The organism is Mycobacterium sp. SMC-11, assembly GCF_046250095.1.
Classification (GTDB): Bacteria; Actinomycetota; Actinomycetes; order Mycobacteriales; family Mycobacteriaceae; genus Mycobacterium; species Mycobacterium heraklionense_A.
In genome coordinates, this window is sequence record NZ_CP176430.1 from 2,577,943 (window position 1) to 2,598,196 (window position 20,254).

Annotated in this window: 13 protein-coding genes; 6 read left to right on the forward strand and 7 right to left on the reverse strand. The window is 67.7% G+C overall.

Annotated elements, in window-relative coordinates; genetic code table 11:
* Positions 1–8: 8 nt before the first annotated feature.
* The 7 genes from ACKY0X_RS12075 to mutA all read right to left on the reverse strand — a co-directional run bounded on the left by ACKY0X_RS12075 (position 9) and on the right by mutA (position 15,095).
* Complete coding sequence (locus ACKY0X_RS12075) at positions 9–5,336, reverse strand: type I polyketide synthase (RefSeq protein ID WP_409426236.1); 5,328 nt, start codon at positions 5,334–5,336, stop codon at positions 9–11.
* Positions 5,337–5,376: 40 nt separating this feature from the next.
* Positions 5,377–7,134, reverse strand: coding sequence for an AMP-binding protein (locus ACKY0X_RS12080; protein WP_409426237.1), 1,758 nt, complete (start codon positions 7,132–7,134; stop codon positions 5,377–5,379).
* Positions 7,135–7,701: 567 nt separating this feature from the next.
* Positions 7,702–8,418: a thioesterase II family protein gene (locus tag ACKY0X_RS12085; RefSeq protein WP_409426238.1), complete on the reverse strand. Its 717-nt coding sequence runs from the start codon at positions 8,416–8,418 to the stop codon at positions 7,702–7,704.
* A gap of 150 nt (positions 8,419–8,568) precedes the next feature.
* Complete coding sequence (locus tag ACKY0X_RS12090; protein WP_409426239.1) at positions 8,569–9,834, reverse strand: serine hydrolase domain-containing protein; 1,266 nt, start codon at positions 9,832–9,834, stop codon at positions 8,569–8,571.
* A 60-nt stretch (positions 9,835–9,894) separates the two neighbouring features.
* A complete protein-coding gene (gene meaB, locus ACKY0X_RS12095; RefSeq protein WP_409426240.1) occupies positions 9,895–10,884 on the reverse strand; it encodes a methylmalonyl Co-A mutase-associated GTPase MeaB in 990 nt (329 codons plus the stop codon).
* Positions 10,885–13,182 (reverse strand): methylmalonyl-CoA mutase, encoded by a 2,298-nt coding sequence (scpA, locus tag ACKY0X_RS12100; RefSeq protein ID WP_409426241.1) that lies wholly within the window; start codon positions 13,180–13,182, stop codon positions 10,885–10,887.
* A gap of 5 nt (positions 13,183–13,187) precedes the next feature.
* Positions 13,188–15,095: a methylmalonyl-CoA mutase small subunit gene (gene mutA, locus ACKY0X_RS12105; RefSeq protein WP_409426242.1), complete on the reverse strand. Its 1,908-nt coding sequence runs from the start codon at positions 15,093–15,095 to the stop codon at positions 13,188–13,190.
* A gap of 165 nt (positions 15,096–15,260) precedes the next feature.
* Between mutA and ACKY0X_RS12110 the strand changes: the two genes are divergently transcribed.
* The 6 genes from ACKY0X_RS12110 (at position 15,261) to ACKY0X_RS12135 (ending at position 20,248) form a co-directional block, all read left to right on the forward strand.
* Complete coding sequence (locus ACKY0X_RS12110; protein WP_409426243.1) at positions 15,261–16,025, forward strand: TVP38/TMEM64 family protein; 765 nt, start codon at positions 15,261–15,263, stop codon at positions 16,023–16,025.
* An 82-nt stretch (positions 16,026–16,107) separates the two neighbouring features.
* On the forward strand, positions 16,108–16,407 hold the full coding sequence (locus ACKY0X_RS12115; protein WP_409426244.1) for a ferrous iron transport protein A: 300 nt from the start codon (positions 16,108–16,110) through the stop codon (positions 16,405–16,407).
* Positions 16,408–16,442: 35 nt separating this feature from the next.
* A complete protein-coding gene (locus tag ACKY0X_RS12120) occupies positions 16,443–18,317 on the forward strand; it encodes a ferrous iron transporter B (protein ID WP_409426245.1) in 1,875 nt (624 codons plus the stop codon).
* Positions 18,314–18,916 carry a NifU family protein gene (locus tag ACKY0X_RS12125; RefSeq protein ID WP_409426246.1) on the forward strand — a complete coding sequence of 201 codons (603 nt, stop codon included), beginning with the start codon at positions 18,314–18,316 and terminating at the stop codon, positions 18,914–18,916. The genes ACKY0X_RS12120 and ACKY0X_RS12125 overlap by 4 nt, the downstream gene beginning before the upstream one ends.
* Positions 18,917–18,926: 10 nt before the next feature.
* Positions 18,927–19,397 (forward strand): nitroreductase family deazaflavin-dependent oxidoreductase, encoded by a 471-nt coding sequence (locus tag ACKY0X_RS12130; RefSeq protein ID WP_409426247.1) that lies wholly within the window; start codon positions 18,927–18,929, stop codon positions 19,395–19,397.
* A 167-nt stretch (positions 19,398–19,564) separates the two neighbouring features.
* Entirely contained in the window at positions 19,565–20,248 is a 684-nt protein-coding gene (locus ACKY0X_RS12135; RefSeq protein WP_046282981.1) for an MIP/aquaporin family protein, read from the forward strand.
* The last annotated feature ends 6 nt before the right edge of the window (positions 20,249–20,254 follow it).

Below are 20,254 nucleotides of genomic sequence, written 5' to 3' on the forward strand. Positions count from 1 at the left end.
AATTCCCACTAGATCCCGTCCCATCCGGCCGGAGCCGATTCCACGCTGTCGAACAGCTCGTTCAAAACACTGTCGGTCGACTCCGGCAGCTCACCGCCTGAGGCCGCCGCGCCGCCGCCGACATCGTCCTGCGGCAGCAGCTTGCCGGTCAGGTGCGCCGCCAGTGCCGCAGTTGTCGGGTGATTCCACAGCATGGTCGCCGACAGCTCCATACCGACCAGCTGTTCGATGTCACGGCGGACCGCCATCGCCATCACGGAGTTCAGGCCGAGTTCGGCGAACGGCCGGTCCAGCTGTAGCTCAGCCTCCGACATGCGAAGCTCGCGCGCCAGAATGCTGCGCAACCCGATTTCCAGCTCGCTCAGTATCTCATCGGCGGGCAGCTGCGCCCAGTCGCGGACCGGTCCGGCGCCACCGGAAGCGGACTCCCCGGGCTTTCCTTCCCTGGGCAGCGGAACCATGACGGCCTGCGCGACGTCGTAGTGCTCCACGTGGTCCCAGGCGGCGAAGGCTTCCGACGGGGTGATCGGCCGCGAACCCATCCGTTCCAGTTCGTGCAGCACCACGTGCGCCTCGGCCCCGAACCCCAGGCCCTTCCACGCCACCCAGTCCAGGCTGACGCTGTGGCAACCCAGCTTGTGGCGGGCACGGGCCAAGCCGTCCAGGTAGGCGTTGGCGCTTGCATAGGCGCCCTGACCAGGAACCCCGAACACCGCCCCGGCGGCTGCGGTCATGAAGAAGAAGTCCAGGCTTCCGGGCGGGAAGATCTCGTTCAGCACCTGGGCGCCCGCGACCTTGGGCCACATGGTGTCGCGCAGCCGCTCGGCCTCCACCTCGGTGAGCAGTTGCCCCTCGGTGATACCGGCGGCATGGATGATGCCGCGAATCGGCGGGGCGCCGGCGGCGTCGCGACGGGCCAACAGGTCGGTCACCGCAGCCCGAGACCCGACGTCCAGGCCAGCCACGTCAACGGTGACACCGCGCCGCTCCAACGCCCGGATGGCGGCGATCTTGTTCCGCACGCCGGCCTCGAGCTCCTCGGAGTCCCAGTCGCGCCGGGGCGGCAAGGCACTGCGGCCGGCCAACACCAGGCGGCGGGCACCGCGGTCGGCCAACCATCCGGCCATCAGCAGGCCGAGCGCTCCCATACCGCCGGTGATGAGGTAGGCGCCGTCCGGCTGGCACACCATCGGCTGGCGCTGCGGCGGACCGGAGATCGGAGTAAAAGCCGGCGTCAGGAACTGGTCGCCACGCCACACCAAGATGGACTTGGCCGGCGTGCGCAGGATGCTCGACAGCGCCGCGGCGCTCGCAGCTGCATCAGCGGTGTCATCGGTTGGCAGGTCCACCAACCCACCGCAGAGTTGCGGCTGCTCGGCCCGGATCACGCCCGCCATTCCCCACAGGCAGCTTTGGCGCACGGCAGCGGCGGAGGCAGCCTCGTGGACGCCGTGGGTGACGATCCACAGGGCCGGCGGGTGCGTGTCGCGGTCGGCCAGCGTGGCCACCAGGTCGGCCACCTCGCCGGCCAGTCGGGCCGCGCAGTCCAGGTCGGATTCCTCGGTGGGGCCCGGGTCGGCGACATAGACGACGTTCTGGGCCTCGGCGATCCCGACGTTGCGGTGACCAACCGCGCTCAGTCCGTCGCGCAGACGGTCGGCGGCGGCGCCGCCACCGACCACCGTCAGGGTCCCCGGCTGGCTCGGGGTCTGCCATTCGGCGTCCCAGGGCTGCCAGTCGATCGCGTGGGCGATCGAGCTGGGGTCGTCCGAGGTGGCCACGTTCAGCACCGTGTAGCGCAGCCCCCGGATGTCGACACACCGGGCACCGTCGGCAGTGGTTACGGCGATGTCGACGATGAGTTCGCCCTCACCGCAGTCGCGCCGGTGCACGGTGACTCCGGCCCGACCGTCGACCGGTGCGTCGCCGAAGCGGACATCGTCGACCGACGCCGGCACCATCAGCTCGGGGTTGGTGTTGTCGACCAGACGGGCGACATGCAGAGCGGCGTCGAGCAGCGCTGCCGTGCCGGACTGTGCGGACGCGACGTCGGCACGCAATTGGGTCGCGGTGACCCGACCGGAGGTCAGCGACCACTCGAAGGGACGCCCCTCACTACCCCAGGTGAGCCACAGTTCGGTCACCGCGTCGTCATCGAAGGCGGTTCCGCTGTGACCGTTGGTGAGGCTGGAATCAACAGAGAGCCCGACGGATTCGTTGCGCGGCGTGATGCGGGCGCTGAGGTGTTTGACCCACCGGGCGGCCGGGTCGTCGGAAACCGACTTCGACGACACTGTCACTGATTCGCCGTCGGCGACCACCTGGATGGTCCGCGGCCGGTCGACGATGATCGGGTGCTCGAACCTGATCTCGCTGACCCCGGAGTCTCCGCTGACCTCGAACGCCGCGTCCGACAGGGTTTGCAGCAGCACCGACGCCGGGACCAGCTCCACCCCGTTGTTGCGGTGACTGCCGGGATACGGCTTGGTCTCCGGCGACAGCCGGGCTTGCCACAGGTGGATGGTCGGCGTGCTGCCGATCTTGATGTGGGTGCCCAGCAGCAGGCCCGGCCGTGGAGCGGATTCGGCTGCGGTGATGGAGCTTTCGACCACAAGCCAGTGATGGGTGTGTCGCCACGGTGTGGTCGGCAGCACCGGGTAGGTCCCCGACGGGTGCGGCAGTTCGCGGGGGCTCACCGGGTGGGCGCTGTTGAGATGCTGATGAAACGCGACGGTGTCGTCGCCGTCGCGCACCAGCGTGGCAACGCTGCAGTGCGGCACCGCGTCCAGGATCTCGTCGATGGTGTGGGTCAGGATCGGGTGCGGGCTGATCTCGATGAACGTGCCGTATTTGTCCCCGGCGGCAGCGACCGCCTGATTCACCCGAGCCGGTTGGCGCACGTTGTCTGCCCAGTAGCGGGCGTCGAGCACCGGGGTGGGTCCGAGCGGATCGACCACGGTGGACAGGAACGGGATCTGGGGCATTTGGGGGGTGATGTCGGCCAGTTCGGCACGCAGTTCATCCAGGATCGGATCCATGAACGCGGTATGCGAGGCCACTTCCATATTCACCCGCCGCGCAAACCGCTCCGCAGCAGCCACCGCAGCAATCACCGCATCCACATCCGCCGGCGCACCCGCCACCACCGTCTGCCGCGGCGACAAATACCCCGCCACCTCAACCCCGGGATAACCCACCAACAACTCCTGGGCCGAGGCAGCATCCAACTCCAACAACGCCACCGCACCCTGACCGGCCTGCCGCGACATCAACCGCGACCGCACCCCGATCACCTTCAAACCCTGCTCCGGCGTCAGCGCCCCGGCCACCACCGCCGCAGACACCTCCCCCATCGAATGCCCAATCACCGCATCCGGAACAACCCCATAGGAACGCCACAACGCAGCCAACGCCAACTGCAACCCCATGATCACCGGCTGCACCTGCGCATCACCGGAAATCTCAACGCCCTGCTCGATCACCTCACGCAGCGAAAAACCCACCTGCCGCGCAAAAACCGGCTCCAACTCATCAACAGCCGCAGCAAACACCGGCTCATCGGCCAACAACCGACGACCCATCCCCACCCAATGCGAACCCTGACCCGAAAACACAAACACCGTGCCGGGTCCGGGCAGCACTTCAGCGGGTTCCACCACGCCCGGTGCGGATTCACCGGCGGCCAGCGCGGCAAGCGCGGTAACGGCCTGCGCGTGATCGCGGGCGGCGATGGTGGCGAATTTCTGGTGGCGAGTGCGGTGATGGTTGAGCGCATGTGCGATGTCCGGCAGCGCGATCTCGGCGCCGTCGGTGGTCATCCACTGTGCGAGTACTTCGGCGGTGGCCGCGATACGCGCCGGCGACTTGCCCGACACCACCAACGTGCTCACCGGCACCGCAGGAGCCACCGCCACAACCTCAGCATCCGGCGCCTGCTCAACGATCACATGCGCATTCGTGCCCGACACCCCAAACGACGACACCCCCGCCCGACGCACACGCGACACCGCCGGCCACGCCCTACCCCGACCAGCAATCTCAAACTTCGACGCCCCCACACCCGCATTCGGCGTCAACTCCGAAAAATTCAAATGCCGCGGAATGAAACCCTGCTGCACCGACAACACCGTCTTGATGAACCCGGCAACACCCGACGCCGACTCCAAATGCCCCAAATTGGTCTTCACCGACCCCAACACCAACGGCGCCGACGAACCCCGCTCACCAAACACCGCCGACAAAGCATCCAACTCAATCGGATCACCCAACGCCGTACCAGTGCCATGCGCCTCGACATAGTCGATATCAGCCGGGGACAACCGCGCCGACGCCAACGCCGCCCGCACCACCTTCTGCTGCGCCGGACCCGACGGCACCGTCTGACCCGACGACGGCCCATCCTGATTCACCGCCGAACCCCGCACCACCGCCAAAATCCGGTCACCATCACGCTGCGCATCCGAGAGCCGCTTGAGCACCACCACCCCAGCGCCCTCCGAGCGGACGTAGCCGTCAGCGGCCGCATCAAAAGTCTTGCACTGCCCATCGGGGGCCAACATCCCCCACCGCGACGTCGCAATACTGTTCTGCGGGGTCAAGATCAAGTTCACCCCGGCCGCCAACGCCTGATCCGACTCCCGACGCCGCAAACTCGCACACGCCAAATGAATCGTCACCAACGACGACGAACACGCCGTATCCACCATCATCGCCGGACCATGCACACCCAAGAAATACGACAACCGACCCGCCGCGAAATTGGCCGCATTACCGAAGGGAACGTAGGGGTCGACTTCTTGTGGCCGGATCTGGCTCATGATGTCCAGCGCGTAATCGTTGGTGGTCATGCCGACGAAGATGCCGGTCTGAGTGCCCCGGATCGCCTCCTTGGTGATCCCGGCATGCTCCAACGCCTCCCAGGCAACCTCCATCAACAACCGCTGCTGAGGATCCATCGCATCGGCCTCACGCGGCGAAATACCAAAAAACTCCGCGTCAAACTCCGCCGGCTGCCACGACGTCAAAAACCCGCCCTCACGAGAACAAATCGTCCCCGGCACCGAATGATCCGACGAAAAAAACGCATCAGCATCCCAGCGATCCGCCGGAACCCCAACAATCCCCGAACCCTCATCACACAACAACCGCCACAACGCAGCCGGACCATCCACCCCACCAGGCAGACGACACCCCACACCCACCACCGCGATCGGCTCAGTATCGCCAGCCTCAGCAACAGCCAACCGCGCCGTCAAATCATCAATCTTGCGCAGCGCCTCAGCAACAATCGCCCGACGATCCGGCCCCCCGACCGGCGCAGCACTCTTCTCGCTCAACTCAACCTCCCCGAGAGCCGCGCGAGCAGCTCGTCATCTGTCATACAGACCGAGCAGTAGCATCCAGTCGGTCGAACCCATCACGCTGGTAGATCTCTACGCAGCTGGAACGGCGGATCTTGCCGCTGGTCGTGATCGGGATGGCACCCGGAGACACCAGGACCAAATCTCCACTCACCAGGCCGTGCGCCTTGGACAGCGCAGCCGTCACCTTGCGACGCACCTCGGTCAGCCTGTCCAGGATCTCCTCATCGGAACCCCCCTTGTTCTTGAACTCCGCGATCGTAACAAGCTGCTCGGATTGGCTGTTGGGGATCGAGACCGCGGCGACACGCCCACCGGTGATCTCCTGAACGGTGGCCTCGATGTCGTCCGGATAGTGGTTACGCCCGTCGACGATCAGCAGGTCCTTGATCCGGCCGACGATGTAGAGCTCGCCACCGGAGATGACGCCGAGGTCGCCGGTCATGAGCCACGGCCCCTGCGGTGTCCCCGGTGTCGGGTCGACGAGCTTGCCACCGAAGGTGGCTTCGGTGGCCTGCTGGTTGTGCCAGTAGCCCGCCGCAACGTTGGGCCCGTGCGTCCAGATCTCGCCGACTGTGCCTTCCGGGTTCTCGGTCTGGGTTTCCGGGTCCACGATACGCACCGTGCAGGCCCGAGGAACACCACAGCTGACCAGCTCGACGCCGCCTTCGGCACCGCTGGGCTCGGCTGTACCAGCCGCCAGCTTGGTGTAGTCGAACCGCGCGGTCGGCGGCGGATTTCCGGGCGTGTTGGACGTCAAGTAAACGCTCGCCTCGGCCAACCCGTAGCCGGGGCGCAGGGCGGCAGGGTTCACGTTGAACTTGGCGAAACGGTCGACGAAGCGTCGCAGCGTCGCGGCGTGAATGCGCTCCGCACCGAAACAGAAGGTGTGCACGTTGCCCAGGTCGAGACCCGCCATGTCCTCATCGGAGGTCCGCCGCACGGCCAACTCATAGGCGAAGTTCGGTCCACCGGTGAAGCCGACGGGAACCTTGGCGAGCTCCTGCATCCAGCGCGCCGGCTTCGCCAGGAACGCCATCGGGCTCATGTGCACCGTGTGCACTCCCAGGACCAGCGGGTAGATGACGGTTCCGAGCAGGCCCAGGTCGTGGTAGAACGGCATCCACGACACCAGGTTGAGGCCTTCCGGCGCCTTGCCGCCGGTCAGCGCGAAGGTGTCGTCAGCCATCTGCACCATGTTCGACACGGCGTTGGCGTGGGTGACCATGACGCCGGCCGGGGTCCGGGTCGAACCCGACGTGTACTGCAGGAAGGCGACCTTGGTCTGCGCCGTCGCGCCGGGTGCTGCCACCGGCTCGGAGTCGAGGTCCAAGGCGTCGACCTCGATGACCACCGGCGGCTTTCCGCCCAGGCCCTTGATCGAGCTGGCGATGTCGCCGACCGCCGACGTGGTGGTCAGGATCGCGGCCGGGGCACTGTCACGCAGCGCCGCCGACACCCGCTCGTCGTGCACGCCGAACATCGGCACCGGCAGCGGGACGGCGATCATGCCCGCCTCCAGCGCACCGTAGAACCCGACGATGTACTCCAGGCTCTGCGGAGCCAGGATCGCCACCCGGTCGCCCGGAGAGGCGCAGGTTGCCAGCTCTGCCGCCACTACTCGCACGCGGTTACGCAGCTGCGACCAGGTGACGGTCTCGCGGTAGCCAGCGGGGTCGACGTCGTAGTCGATGAACGTGTACGCAGGCTCGTTCGGCTTGTCCCGTTCGAGGTTCGCCAACAGGGTCGGGATGTGCGTTTCAGTTACCGACATTGCGTTGTCTTCTCCTTATGCTGTCAGGTCCGTGGACCTCACCTGCTGAGTACTTCGGCCCCGTCGAGAGTCGTTGCGCTTACTGTCCGAACTGACGGTTTCGCTGCGCAAGGTCCCTGCACAGCGGAGGTATGCAATTGGATTAGCGACATTTGGGATGGATCCCCCACGGGATCACGTCCGGCGGGCATCCCTAGCGGGCTTGCTCAGCTGAATACTTCAGCCTCAGCGCAGGTTGGTTGCTCGCCGTGCCGGGTGGAGACGGGGGCGGGGACCTCCGAGCGCCGCGATCGCCCGGCCGACACGGCCGGTGCGGATGATTCGACCAACGCCACGGGTACCCCTTCTGGATGTGTGGAACCTGCGCTAAAACTCCTTGGACCCCGACATCCCAGGCGTTTCCCTCCCGCGGAGGCTACCACGGACGCGCTGCTGACAGGCAATTTATGGCCCACATACAGCGCAAACGCAGCAGATCCGCCATAGTAGCGGAGAAGTCAATTACGCGCATCACGAGTAACTTCGGCACCAAGGGCCCATTCACATTCCGGACCGGGCCGGTACGCGTCAGCCCTGGCAGTACTGGGCGATCTTCTGCTCGATATCGCCGACCAGTTCCGGCAGGTGTTCGGTGAGGTAGAAGTGGTGGCCGGGCGCGGTGAACACCCGCGCGCTGAATTCGGCGGTGGTGCGCTCCGCCCAGGGACCCACCTTCTCCGCGGTGGCGACGTCATCTTCGTCACCATGGAACGCAAAGAGCGGACAGGACACCCGTGCCTCGGGCGGACAGTCATAGTTAGCAATGGCTTTCAGGCCGCGCAGGGTCGGGAGAATCTTGGCCGCGAACTCCTCGTTCTCCAAGAATTCGGGGTTGACTCCCGTCATGGTGCTGACGGCGTCCAGCAGGCCGCGATCGGACTCGGGGATGTTGTCGTAGCCGGCTCGTCCCGGAGCGCCCGCCGCCGACACGAACAGCGCGGCAATCCGATGTCCGTCCGCCTCGAATCGGCGCGCCACCTCGAACGCCAGCAGTGCACCCATGCTGTGTCCGAAGAAGGCAACCGGCCCGTCGGTGGGAGCCGGCGGTGCGACGGTCTTGCAGACCTGGTCGGCGAGGTCTTCGATGCTGGTGAAGGCGCCCAGGTCGTGGGTTCCGCCCTTGCCCGGATATTGCACGCCGATGCGCTTGACGTCGGTGGTGAACGTCTTGGAGAACGGCACGTAGTACTGCGGCGATCCGCCGGCGTGCGGGAAGATGTAGAGCTTCGGCGTACGGTCAGTCACTCGGCAACCCTAGCGGCGATCGCAAACCCGGCGGAGCCGGGTGAAGCGGGTCGCCGCCAATCAGCACAACGGCGATCGCAAACCCGGCGGAGCCGGGTAAAGCGGGTCGCCGCCAATCAGCACAGCGGCAAGCTGCGACGCGGTAGAGCACTAGCCGGTCGCTGCATCCGGCGCCGCGAACGGCTCCCCCAACTGCGGGATCGGGGTGTAGCCGTGCCGGCGCCCTCGGGCGACGCCGCGGCGAATCAGCGCGGCCGTGCCGACGAAACCGGCGTGGTCGATCGCCACGAACGGGGTCAGCAGCCGGTTGTGCACGAAGCCGATCGCCAGACCGGAGGCCGGATCCGCCCAGCCCATAGAACCGCCCAGGCCGACGTGACCGAATCCGGGCAACACCGGTCCGAACGGGATCGCGTGATAGCCCAGGTGGAACGCCAACGGAACCCCGATGGTGCGGTCCAGCTCCAGGGTGCGCGGACCGGTCAGGCCCGCCACGAGCCGGGGTGACAGCAATTGGCTGCCGTCGATCTGCCCTCCGTTGGCCAGGGCGCCGTAGAGGCGGGCCAGCCCGCGGGCGGTCGCCACCCCGTTGAGGGCGGCGGCCTCGGTGTCCAGGAACGGAATGCCGCCGCGGACGGTGTCCATCACCCCTGGGAAGTAGAAGGCGCCCAGGCCCCCGTACCGCAGCGCCGCGGCGGCCCGGGGCGCCAACAGGTCCACTACCGCGTTCCGCCGACTGCGCTGGGGCATGATGATCTCCGCTGCGACGGTAGGAGCGTCGGCGGGCGGGCGACCCAAGTGCAGTCCGTCGACACCCAGCGGTCCGGCCAGCTCCGTGCGGAACAGCTCGCGCATTCCCACGCCGGTGACGGCGCGGGCCAGCCCGGACACCAGCCAGCCGTACGTCAGCGCGTGATAGGCGGGTTTGCCGCGCTCGGGCCCCGGCGCCGCAGCGGCCATTCGGGCTTCCATCGTCACGTGGTCCAGTAGGTCCGCCCTGCTGGCGCCGTTGAGGTGAGTCAGGCCCGCCCGGTGCCCCAACAACTCGCGAACGGTTATGGCGGCCTTGCCGTTCGCCCCGAACTCCGGCCAGTACTGCGCCACCGGCACGTCGTAGTCGATCAGTCCCCGGTCGACCAGCCGGTGGATGACCGTCGACGCCGCACCCTTGGTCGCCGAGAACACCATGGCGCCGGTGTCGGCCGACCACGGCACCTGTCCCGCCCGATCGGACCACCCGGTCCACACGTCCACCACGGGCTGTCCGTCGAGGTAGATCGCCAGCGCCCCGCCACCGAAACGGCGACCCGGGAACATCGCGGCGAAAGCGCGCACAGCACAGGCGAAGTTCGGGTCGGCCACGCCGTGCACGTTCGCCGGAAGCTGCGCCCGACGAACCTCGAGATGCGGTGTCATAGTTGGGAATCTACCGCGTCGACCGGGTGAAATAAGTCGGATTACCGGACGCGCGTGCCACTAATTCCAGATCGCCCCGAGGATTCGCTGGGCGGCCAGCGCCGGGGTCAGTTCTCCGCTGAGCACCTGCTGTTCCACCTCGGTGCGCACGTCGCGCACCGCCGGGTCCGACAATGCGCGTTCGAGTACGGCGTCGCGCACCAGCTGGCGCGTCCAATCCACCTGTTGCGACCGTCGCCGGGCGTCGAACTCGCCGGCGTCGATCAGCGTCTGCCGATGTCGCTCTACGGTGTCCCAAAATTCCGGCAGCCCGGTGCCCTCGATGGCACTCATCGTCAAAACCGGTGGCCGCCAGAGTGTTTCGCGGGGGTAGATGAGCCGGATCGCGGTCGACAACTCCCGCGCAGCCAACCGCGCTTCGGCCAGGTGGTGGCCGTCGGCCTTGTTGACCACCACGATGTCGGCCAGCTCCAGCACGCCCTTCTTGATGCCCTGCAACTGGTCGCCGGTGCGGGCCAGCGTCAAGAAGACGAAAGTATCGACCATGTTGGCGACCGTGACCTCGGATTGGCCGACGCCGACGGTCTCGATCAGGATCACATCGAAGCCGGCGGCCTCCAGCAGCACCACCGTCTCGCGGGTGGCCTTGGCGACTCCGCCCAGGGTCCCCGACGTCGGCGACGGCCGGATGTAGGCGCGTTCGTGCGCCCCCAACCGCTGCATCCGGGTCTTGTCCCCCAGGATCGAACCACCGGTGCGCGTCGACGACGGGTCGACCGCCAGCACGGCGACCCGGTGGCCCCGCTCGATCAGATGCATCCCGAGGGCTTCGATGGTGGTCGACTTGCCCACGCCGGGAACGCCGGTGATACCCACCCGGCGAGCCCCACCGGCGTCCGGTAACAGCGCCAGCAGCAGTTCCTGCGCCTGCTGACGGTGGTCGGCGCGGGTGGACTCGACCAGGGTGATGGCCCGCGGCAGCACGGAGCGGTCACCGGAGCGCACCGCCGCCGCAAGCTCGGCAACGGTGTCAGACACGTTGTCGGCCATCTATTTCTGGTCTGCCGCCGGTTCTGCCGGGTCGGCGAGCTCTGCGAGGTTGTAGCCGCGGCGGGACGCGAGGGTCTTCAGCAGGTCCACCGCAGCATCGGCGATCACCGTGCCGGGCGGGAAGATCGCGGTCGCCCCGGCGGCATAGAGCTCGTCGAAGTCGCCGGGCGGGATCACTCCCCCGACCACGATCATGATGTCGGGCCGGCCCACCTGCGCCAGCGCATCCCGTAGCGCCGGCACCAACGTCAGGTGCCCGGCGGCCAGCGACGACACCCCGACCACGTGCACGTCGTTGTCGGCAGCCTGGCGCGCCACCTCGTCGGGGGTGGAGAACAGGGCGCCGACATCCACGTCGAAACCGATGTCGGCGAACGCGGTGGCGATCACCTTCTGGCCGCGGTCGTGCCCGTCCTGGCCCATCTTGGCGACCAGGATGCGGGGCCGACGGCCGTCGGCCTCGGCGAACTTCTCGACCAGGACGGTTGCGCTAGCGATGTTGGAGCCCTTCCCGACTTCGTCACGGTAGACGCCAGAAATCGTACGGATCTCGGCCTGATGGCGACCGTAGACCTTCTCCAGTGCGTCGGAGATCTCCCCGAGCGTGGCCTTGGCCCGGGCGGCGTCGATGGCCAGCGCCAGCAGGTTGTTGCCCAGCCCGTCCTCCCCAGCAGGCCCGGTGGTCCCGGCCGCCCGGGTCAGCTCGGCCAGCGCGGCCTGGCAGGCCGCCTCGTCACGCTCGGCGCGCAACTGCTCCAATTTCGCGAGCTGTTCGGCGCGCACCCGGCTGTTCTCGACCTTGAGCACCTCGATCTCTTGGTCTTCGGCAACCTGGTACTTGTTGACGCCGATCAGCGGCTGCCGCCCGGAGTCGATGCGGGCCTGGGTGCGGGCGGCGGCCTCCTCGATGCGCAGCTTCGGGATACCGTCACTGATGGCCTGGGCCATGCCGCCGTGTGCCTCGACCTCCTCGATGTGGGCCCGGGCCCGCTGCGCCAACTGATGAGTCAGCCACTCCACGTAGTACGAGCCGCCCCACGGGTCGATCGGCCGGGTGGTGCCCGACTCCTGCTGCAGCAGCAGCTGGGTATTGCGGGCGATGCGGGCGGAGAAGTCGGTGGGCAGCGCCAACGCCTCATCCAGGGCGTTGGTGTGCAGCGACTGGGTGTGGCCCTGGGTGGCGGCCATCGCCTCGACGCACGTGCGCGCGACGTTGTTGAAGACGTCCTGGGCGGTCAATGACCAGCCGGAAGTCTGCGAATGCGTGCGCAGGGACAGCGATTTCGAGCTCTTGGGGTCGAACCGCGCGACCAACTCACTCCACAGCAGCCGGCCCGCACGCAGCTTGGCGACCTCCATGAAGAAGTTCATCCCGATGCCCCAGAAGAACGACAGCCGGGGCGCGAACTTGTCGATGTCCAGACCGGCGTCCAGACCGGCCTTGATGTAGTCCACACCGTCGGCCAGCGTGTAGGCCAACTCGAGATCGGCTGTGGCACCGGCTTCTTGGATGTGGTAGCCCGAAATCGAGATGGAGTTGAACTTCGGCATCTTCGCGCTGGTGTAGCCGAAGATGTCGGAGATGATCCGCATCGACGGCTTCGGCGGATAGATGTAGGTGTTGCGCACCATGAACTCTTTGAGGATGTCGTTCTGGATGGTGCCGGCCAGTTTCTCCGGTGGCACCCCCTGCTCCTCGGCGGCCACCACGTACAGCGCCAGGATGGGCAGCACGGCGCCGTTCATGGTCATCGAGACGCTGACCGCACTCAGGTCGATCCCGTCGAACAGTTGCCGCATATCCAGGATGGAATCGATTGCCACCCCGGCCATTCCGACGTCACCCTGCACCCGGGGGTGGTCCGAGTCGTAGCCGCGGTGGGTGGCCAGGTCGAACGCGACCGATAGACCCTTCTGCCCGGCCGCGAGATTGCGGCGGTAGAACGCGTTGGAGTCCGCCGCGGTCGAGAACCCGGCGTACTGGCGAATCGTCCACGGCTGGTTGACGTACATCGTCGGGTACGGCCCGCGTACGAACGGCGCTTCGCCGGGGAAGCTGTCCAGCGGGTAACCCTCGGCGACCGCGGCGGAGCGATCGGCGGCGGTGTACACCGGCTTGACCGCAATTCCCTCCGGGGTCTGCCATTCCAGCTGCTCGGGTGTGTAGCCGTGCGCGGCCGCGGCGGCCGCGACGTGCTCGGCGACGGCGGCCTCGGTCACCGGTTCGGCGACGCGGTCGCCGTGCAGCGCGACTTCGGCGAAGCTGCCAAGTGTGCCGTGTGAGGTGCTCGTGGTCATGGCTCTCAGGCCCCCAATCGGGTCAGTAAGTCCGACAACGCCTGCACGGCATCGATTTTCATGGTCAGGTAGTCGTCTGGCTTCGGATCGGCGTCGGCGTTACTGGCCAGTGCCTTGGCGGGCCCCGCCAGGTAGACCAGGTCGACTCCGGCGGCGCGCACCGCCCCGATGACCGCGGCCGCTTCGACGCCGTAGCGGGCATCGCTGCCGCACAGCACCGCCGCGGCGGGTGAGCCGGCCTCCGCGACGGCGGCGGCCACCTGCTCGGCGTCCACCGTGCCGGGGTTGATCACCGCGATGCCGCCAGAGGCCAGCAGGTTCGCGGCGAAGGTGGTCCGAATGTTGTGTTCGGCCATCGGCCCCAGCGGCAGCAGCAATACCTGCGGCCGGGCACCGGTGCGCGCCAGGTAGGCGTCGGAGCGGTCCCGCAATTCCTCGAACTGCGCCGCGTAGCGCCGCACGCCGACCGGGGCATGCTGCGTCGCCGATGGTGGCAGCGGAGCCTCATCGAGGTTCGGGTACTCGTTGACCCCGGTGATCGCAGTGCGCCGATGTGCGACGTCCGCGGCCCGCGCGGCCGCAACCTCGGCGATCCGCTCGGCGATGTGCTCGCCGGCGGCCTCGAATCCGCCGAGTGCTTCGATCTCCTGGAACTGGCGCCAGGCTTGCTGCGCCAACTGTTCGGTGAGGTCTTCGACGAACCAGGATCCGCCGGCCGGGTCCAGCACCTGGCCCAGGTGCGACTCCTCCAGCAGCAGTAGTTGGGTATTGCGGGCGATCCGCCGCGAGAACGTTGTCGAGGTGCCGGGCTGCCCACCCGGAATCACCGTGTCGAACGGCCACACCAACACGGTGTCGGCCCCGCCGACCCCAGCGCCGAAGGCGGCCAGGGTGGTGCGCAGCATGTTCACCCACGGGTCACGCTGCGTCATCATCGCCAGCGATGTCTCGGCGTGGACGACGGCGGCGCCGGCTTCGGGCGCCCCCGCGACCTCGGTCACGCGGGCCCACAGTTGGCGCGCCGCCCGGATCTTGGCGATCGTGATGAACTGGTCGTCGTCGGCGGCGATCCGGAAGCTGATCTGGCGGGCGGCGTCGGCCACCGACAGGCCGGCATCGGTAAGCACGCGCAGGTAGGCCACGGCCGCGGCCAGGCCGGCAGCCAACTCCCCTGACGCGCCGGCCCCCATGTTGTGCAGGGCCGGGCCGTTGACGGCGATGGCCCGAACCCCCCGATGGGCGACGGCCCGCGACGCCACCGCGATCACCTCGTCGATCGACGGTGCCGGACGGTCACTCAGCGGCGCGGTCAGCGGGTCGGCACCCAGATCGACCGACAGGTTGGCGCGGTTGTCCTGGTCGAGCGCGTCGACCAGCGCCAGCATGGTCTCGGCGGCGGTGGCGTAGTCGCCGGCGCCGGCACCGTCGAGCAGTACCGGAACCAGGTCCAGGTAGACGTCGTCGAATACGCCCCGCAGCTCGGCAGCCGGCACGCCCCCTTCGCCGACCCGCAGTGTCAGCGCGCTGACGCCATCGGTGAGGGCACTCAGAATGCTGCCATTGGCCTCGGCGGCCGAAGCCGACCCGCCGATGGGAAAGACCTCGGCGACCTGCCAGCCGGTGTTGACATCGCGCCGCGCGTCGGCACCGCGCACGAAGGGCCACTGGCCCGGCAACGGCGGCTCCGGCAGCGCGTCCAACGCGGTGTAGAGCGCCCGCACGGCGAAACCGCCCTGCCCCGCCAATCCCTCCACCGGGGTGTCCAGCAGCCGCTCGGGCTCACCGCCGGTCTCGGCGTCGATATCGGCCGGCTCGCGGCGTGCGCTCTTGGCCAGCACCCCGGCCACGGCGGCACGCCAGCGGGCTCGGGCCTGCTGGATGCCGGCGGGCTCGGCGGACACGTCGATTGACACCGGCGACTCCTGTGGTTACTCGCGGGTAGCCGTTGAATCGCTACCCAACATGTGTCAACCAGGCTAAATGATGCCGATCGGCCGACTCGGGTGAGGTGTACCGAGCGGCAAAACTCCCGCTGAGTGACGCGAAGTGTTCACCCCCGGCCCGTAGTCTTGGGTGCCGTGATACCCGCCGCGACCCGAATCCCGCATGTGCTGCGTGGCGCCTGGTCGGTATTCATCGCCACCGCGCGCCAAGTGGCGCTGCGACGGCTGGCGTTGACCACGGCCGTCGTCGGAAGCCTGGTCGCGGTCGCGCTGCTGGTCCCGGTGCCCTCCGCCGTGCAGCTGCGGGACTGGGCGCAGACGTTGGGGCCGTGGTTTCCGGTGGCGTTTCTGGTGGCGCACACCGTCGTCACGGTGTTCCCCTTTCCGCGCACCGCGTTCACGCTGGCCGCCGGCCTGCTGTTCGGTCCGTGGCTGGGTGTTCTGCTGGCGGTGGTGGCCAGCGCGTTGAGCGCCGTGGGTGTGCTGATCCTGATGCGGGTGTTCGGTTGGCAGTTGAGCCGGGTGGTGCGTCATCCGCGGCTCGACTCGCTCGACGCCCGCCTGCGTCAGCGCGGGTGGCCCGCCGTGGTGTCGCTGCGGTTGATTCCGGCGATCCCGTTCTCGGTGATCAACTACGCCGCCGGCGCCTCGGCGGTGCGACTGGTCCCGTACACGGTGGCCACCCTGATCGGTCTGCTGCCGGGCACGGCCGCGGTGGTGGTGCTCGGCGACGCCCTGACCGGTGAGGTGAGCCCGCTGCTGTTCGCGGTTTCGGCGTGCACCGCCGCGGTCGGGGTGGCACTGCTGGTCTACGAGGTGCGCTCGCACCGCGCACACCGGCCCGAGGCCGGCCCGGAAACTCGCGAACTCGACCCGGCCGAATCGGTGACCATCGGCTGATCACGGCGACTCGGCCACCGACGTGATCGGCGAATCAGGCGTACCTTTCAGGCAGTAAGCTGATCTAACGTTGGGGCTTCTGATGCGCAGGTGGCGGCCGCGATCGTCGCGGGGAACCGACTCGGCGACCGTGCTCGCCGACTTGGCGCCGGGCCAGCGGGCCACCATCACCGGTGCCGCATCGCACGCCCCGCCGGCGGTGGCAGATCGACTGCGCCAGCTCGGATTCCGCCCGGCCACCCGCGTCGACGTGATCCGCCGGGCCCCGTTGGGCGATCCCACCATCTACCGCGTGCAAGACACCGAACTGTGTCTGCGACGCCGGGAAGCCCGCCTGATCGAGATCGACCCAGAAATCGATGTCGGCGGGGGTCAGCGATGACCGACTGTCACGAGGGCAGGGCCACTGCCGTAAATGTGACGCCGGCACAGCGGATCGCGCTGGTCGGAAGCCCGAATGCCGGCAAGACCAGCCTCTTCAATCACCTGACCGGACTGCGCGCCAAGACCGGCAACTATCCGGGCGTCACGGTGGGGCGCAGTGTCGGGGTGGTGACCGTCGGCGGTGTCGAGGTGGCGATCGAAGACCTGCCCGGCATCTACAGCCTGGACCCGATCAGCCCGGACGAACAGGTTGTTGTCGACGTGTTGGCCGGCGGAGTCAACGGGATCGGCCGGACCGACGCGATCGTGCTGGTCGCCGACGCCACCACGTTGCGCCGCTCGATCACCTTGGTGGGTCAGGTATTGCGCCTGGACCTTCCCACCCTGTTGGTGCTCACCATGACCGACGAATTGCGTTCGCGCCGCGGTGGAGTCGACGTGGAAGCTCTCATGGCCGCGATCGGCGTACCGGCCGTCGCGGTCATCGCCAACCGTGGCGCCGGCATCGAGGGGCTGCGCGCCCTGTTGGGCTCCAGTGACACCTGGTCACGGCCAGCGGTACTGCCGCCGTCGGAGGCCGAGGCGCTCGACGCCTGGGGCACCTCGGTGCTTTCTGCCGCGAACTACGTCGCCCCGCACCGGGATCAGCGGACCGCCCGGATTGACGGCCTGGTACTGCACCCGCTGTGGGGCATCGTGACCTTCTTCGCGGTCATGTTCGCGTTCTTCCAGATCATCTTCACCGTCGCCGCCCCGCTGCAGGACCGGATCGCCGCCGGGCTCGACTGGCTGGGAACGCAGGTCGATGGCCACCTCGGCGGCACAGTGGTGGGCGGTCTGATCGGCGACGGGGTGATCGGCGGGGTCGGCACCGTGTTGCAGTTCCTTCCGCAGATTATGTTGCTGTTCTTGCTGATTGGGCTGCTGGAGAATGTCGGCTACATGTCACGTGCCGCATTCCTGATGGATCGCGTCATGGCCAGAACCGGGCTGGAAGGTCGCGCGTTCGTGGCGATGCTGTCGTCATTCGCCTGTGCGGTCCCCGGGATCATGGCAACGCGCACACTGCCGTCATCGCGTGACCGAATCGCCACCATCATCAGTGCGCCCTTGATGACCTGCTCGGCGCGGCTGCCGGTCTACACCCTGCTCGTGGGGCTCCTGGTGGCACCGCAGACGCGATGGTGGGGTTTCAGCGCACAAGGCGTCACCATGTTCCTGCTGTACCTGGGCGGTGGCACCTCGGCTCTGCTGGCCGCAGCGGTGTTCAAGTCGACGATTCTGCGCAGCGACCTGCTGCCGTTCACCATGGAACTGCCGCCATATCGCTTCCCCTCGCCCACTGCGGTTCTCATCGCGATGTGGAATGCGGCGAAGATCTTCTTGCGTAAGGCCGGAACCGTCATCCTGGCCACCTCGCTGGTGCTGTGGGCGTTGATGAATCTGCCCACTCGCAACGCCGAGACGGCAGCGCTGCCACCACCCGACGCCACCGCCTACGTCCTGGACCACAGCTACGCCGCCGGCATCGGCAGGGCGATCGAGCCGGTTTTCGCACCCCTGGGCTTCGACTGGCGCACCAACATTGCGCTGGTCGGCTCACTCTCGGCCCGGGAGGTGTTCGTGTCCACGCTCGGCCAGGTGTCGGCGGCCACCAACCCCACCGACCCGCACCAGGCGCTGCTGTCGATGTCCGACGACAACGGCCGGCACGTGTTCACCGCACCGACGGTCATCGCGCTGATGGTGTATTTCATGTTCGCGCTGCAGTGCATGTCCACCGTCGCGGTCATGCGCCGAGAGACCAACTCCTGGCGATGGCCCGCCTTCGCTTTCGGGTACATGTTCGTGCTGGCCTGGGTGATGGCGTTCGCCGCCCGGTCGATCGCAGTAGGCCTGGGCGCATGATTCCCATGCATGCGGTGGCCACCGCTGACCCGCAACGCGTGCGGTGGGTGGTCGACGCCGACCGTATGCCGGCGGCCGGGAGGGTCCAGCAGGCTCCCGGCCGGCTGGGCGAGCTGCGGGACGACGGCGTCATCGACGAACTGACGGTGGCCGGATCCGAGATCACGATCACGCTCTGCCGCCGGCAGAATTGGCGGGCTCGCGGCGAGGAGATCCGCGCCGCCCTCGACGAAGCGCTGCGAGCGCCGGACGGCTGGCGCGTCGCCCCCGCCGAGCGCACCGGCGACCTGACGCGGACAACCCGGGAACTGCTCGACGGGCCGATCGGCGATATCGCCGCATCCCACGGCGGCGCGATCGAGCTAGTCGGGGTGACCGGCGACCAGGTGCGGGTGCGGATGTCCGGCGCTTGTCACGGCTGCCCCGCCTCGGAATCGACGCTGTATGACCGACTGCAACGCGAACTTCGCCGCCGATTCGGCGACCAGGTCACGGTTATGGTGGACAGCCCGTCGGCTGCGGTGTCTGTCGGCAAGACGCTGTTGGCCTTGTTCGTCCGCCCAACGCACGATCCGCCGCGCCGGCGCAGCCGCGAGTAGCGTGCTGAAGATGCCGTCCTTGGCCGACACGGTCAGCCGACTGTTGAGTTCACGCCGGCTGATGCGCGCCCCGATCTGGCTGTACCGCGCACGACTCGGCGGCCTCCTCGGCCAGCGCCTGTTGATGCTCGAGCACATCGGGCGCAACACAGGCGTCCGCCGCCGCGTCGTCCTCGAGGTCATCGACCACGCCGCCGGTGACAGCTATGTGGTGGCATCGGGCTTCGGGGAGCGCGCCCAGTGGTTTCGCAACATCCGTGCCAACCCCCGCGTGCGGGTCTGCGCCGGGAGCAGCGCCGCGGTGCCGGCCACCGCCCGAGTGCTGGAGCAGGCCGAAGCCGACCAGGTGCTGGGCCGCTACATCGAGCGCCACCCCCGCGCGTGGGAGAAGTTCAGCGCGGTACTCGAGAAGACGCTGGGCGAAGCGGTAACCCCACCCAATACGGCACTGCCACTGGTCGAATTGCACCTGGACCGATAGCGCATCGGCAAACAACACGAAGCCCTCATTAATCCAGCAACAATTCGGTGAAAAACGGCGCGCGAATAGCGAGCGCAAGAGCCTGCGCCGTTACAGTCTTCCCTAGTGCCATGTGCTGGCACAGCACAAATTGGACAAGTGCTCGACGGAGTGAAGGGACCGGATCAATGGCTGATCGGAACGCCTCGGTGCGCAAATATTTGACCGAAATGATCGGCACGTTCGTTTTCATGTTCGCCGTGCTCGGCATCGTCTTGTCCGGCACCGAATGCGTCGCTGCCACCGCGCTGGGCATCGGCTCGGTGCTGATGGTGATGGTCTATGCCAGTGGGCACATCTCGGGCGGCCACCTGAACCCGGCCGTCTCCGTGGCCGCGTATTTGCGCGGCGCACTGCCATTGGGCGACTTGGGTCCCTACATCGTTGCGCAGTTGGTCGGCGCACTCGCCGCGTTCGGTGTGGGTTTCGGGTTGTGGCATGACAAGTACGCCACCGGCACACTTGATCTGGCCGGCACCGTCTGGCCCGCATTCTTGGCCGAATTAGTATTCACATTCGCGCTGTGTTACGTCGTTTTGCACACCGCAACCAGCAAAGACAGCGCCGGCAACAGCTTCTACGGTCTGGCGATCGGATTCGTGGTGACCGTGGGCGTGGTGGCGGTCGGCGCGATCTCGGGCGGCGCGTTCAACCCGGCCATCACCTTCGGCCTGATGCTGTCGGGGATCTTCGCCTGGAAGTTCCTCTGGGTCTATCTGATCGCCCAGCTGCTCGGCGCGGTCGTGGCCGCATACGCCTACAAAGCGACCACCCTCGACGAGCACACCGCCGCCTCCTCCCGCAGGGGCTAGCACCCG

Excerpts from the sequence above, each read along its gene's own strand:
- scpA (WP_409426241.1), bottom strand. The coding sequence starts at position 13,182 with ATGACCACGAGCACCTCACACGGCACACTTGGCAGCTTCGCCGAAGTC.
- ACKY0X_RS12115 (WP_409426244.1), top strand. The coding sequence starts at position 16,108 with ATGCGCAGGTGGCGGCCGCGATCGTCGCGGGGAACCGACTCGGCGACC.
- ACKY0X_RS12130 (WP_409426247.1), top strand. The coding sequence starts at position 18,927 with ATGCCGTCCTTGGCCGACACGGTCAGCCGACTGTTGAGTTCACGCCGG.
- ACKY0X_RS12135 (WP_046282981.1), top strand. The coding sequence starts at position 19,565 with ATGGCTGATCGGAACGCCTCGGTGCGCAAATATTTGACCGAAATGATC.
- ACKY0X_RS12080 (WP_409426237.1), bottom strand. The coding sequence starts at position 7,134 with ATGTCGGTAACTGAAACGCACATCCCGACCCTGTTGGCGAACCTCGAA.
- meaB (WP_409426240.1), bottom strand. The coding sequence starts at position 10,884 with ATGGCCGACAACGTGTCTGACACCGTTGCCGAGCTTGCGGCGGCGGTG.
- ACKY0X_RS12125 (WP_409426246.1), top strand. The coding sequence starts at position 18,314 with ATGATTCCCATGCATGCGGTGGCCACCGCTGACCCGCAACGCGTGCGG.
- ACKY0X_RS12090 (WP_409426239.1), bottom strand. The coding sequence starts at position 9,834 with ATGACACCGCATCTCGAGGTTCGTCGGGCGCAGCTTCCGGCGAACGTG.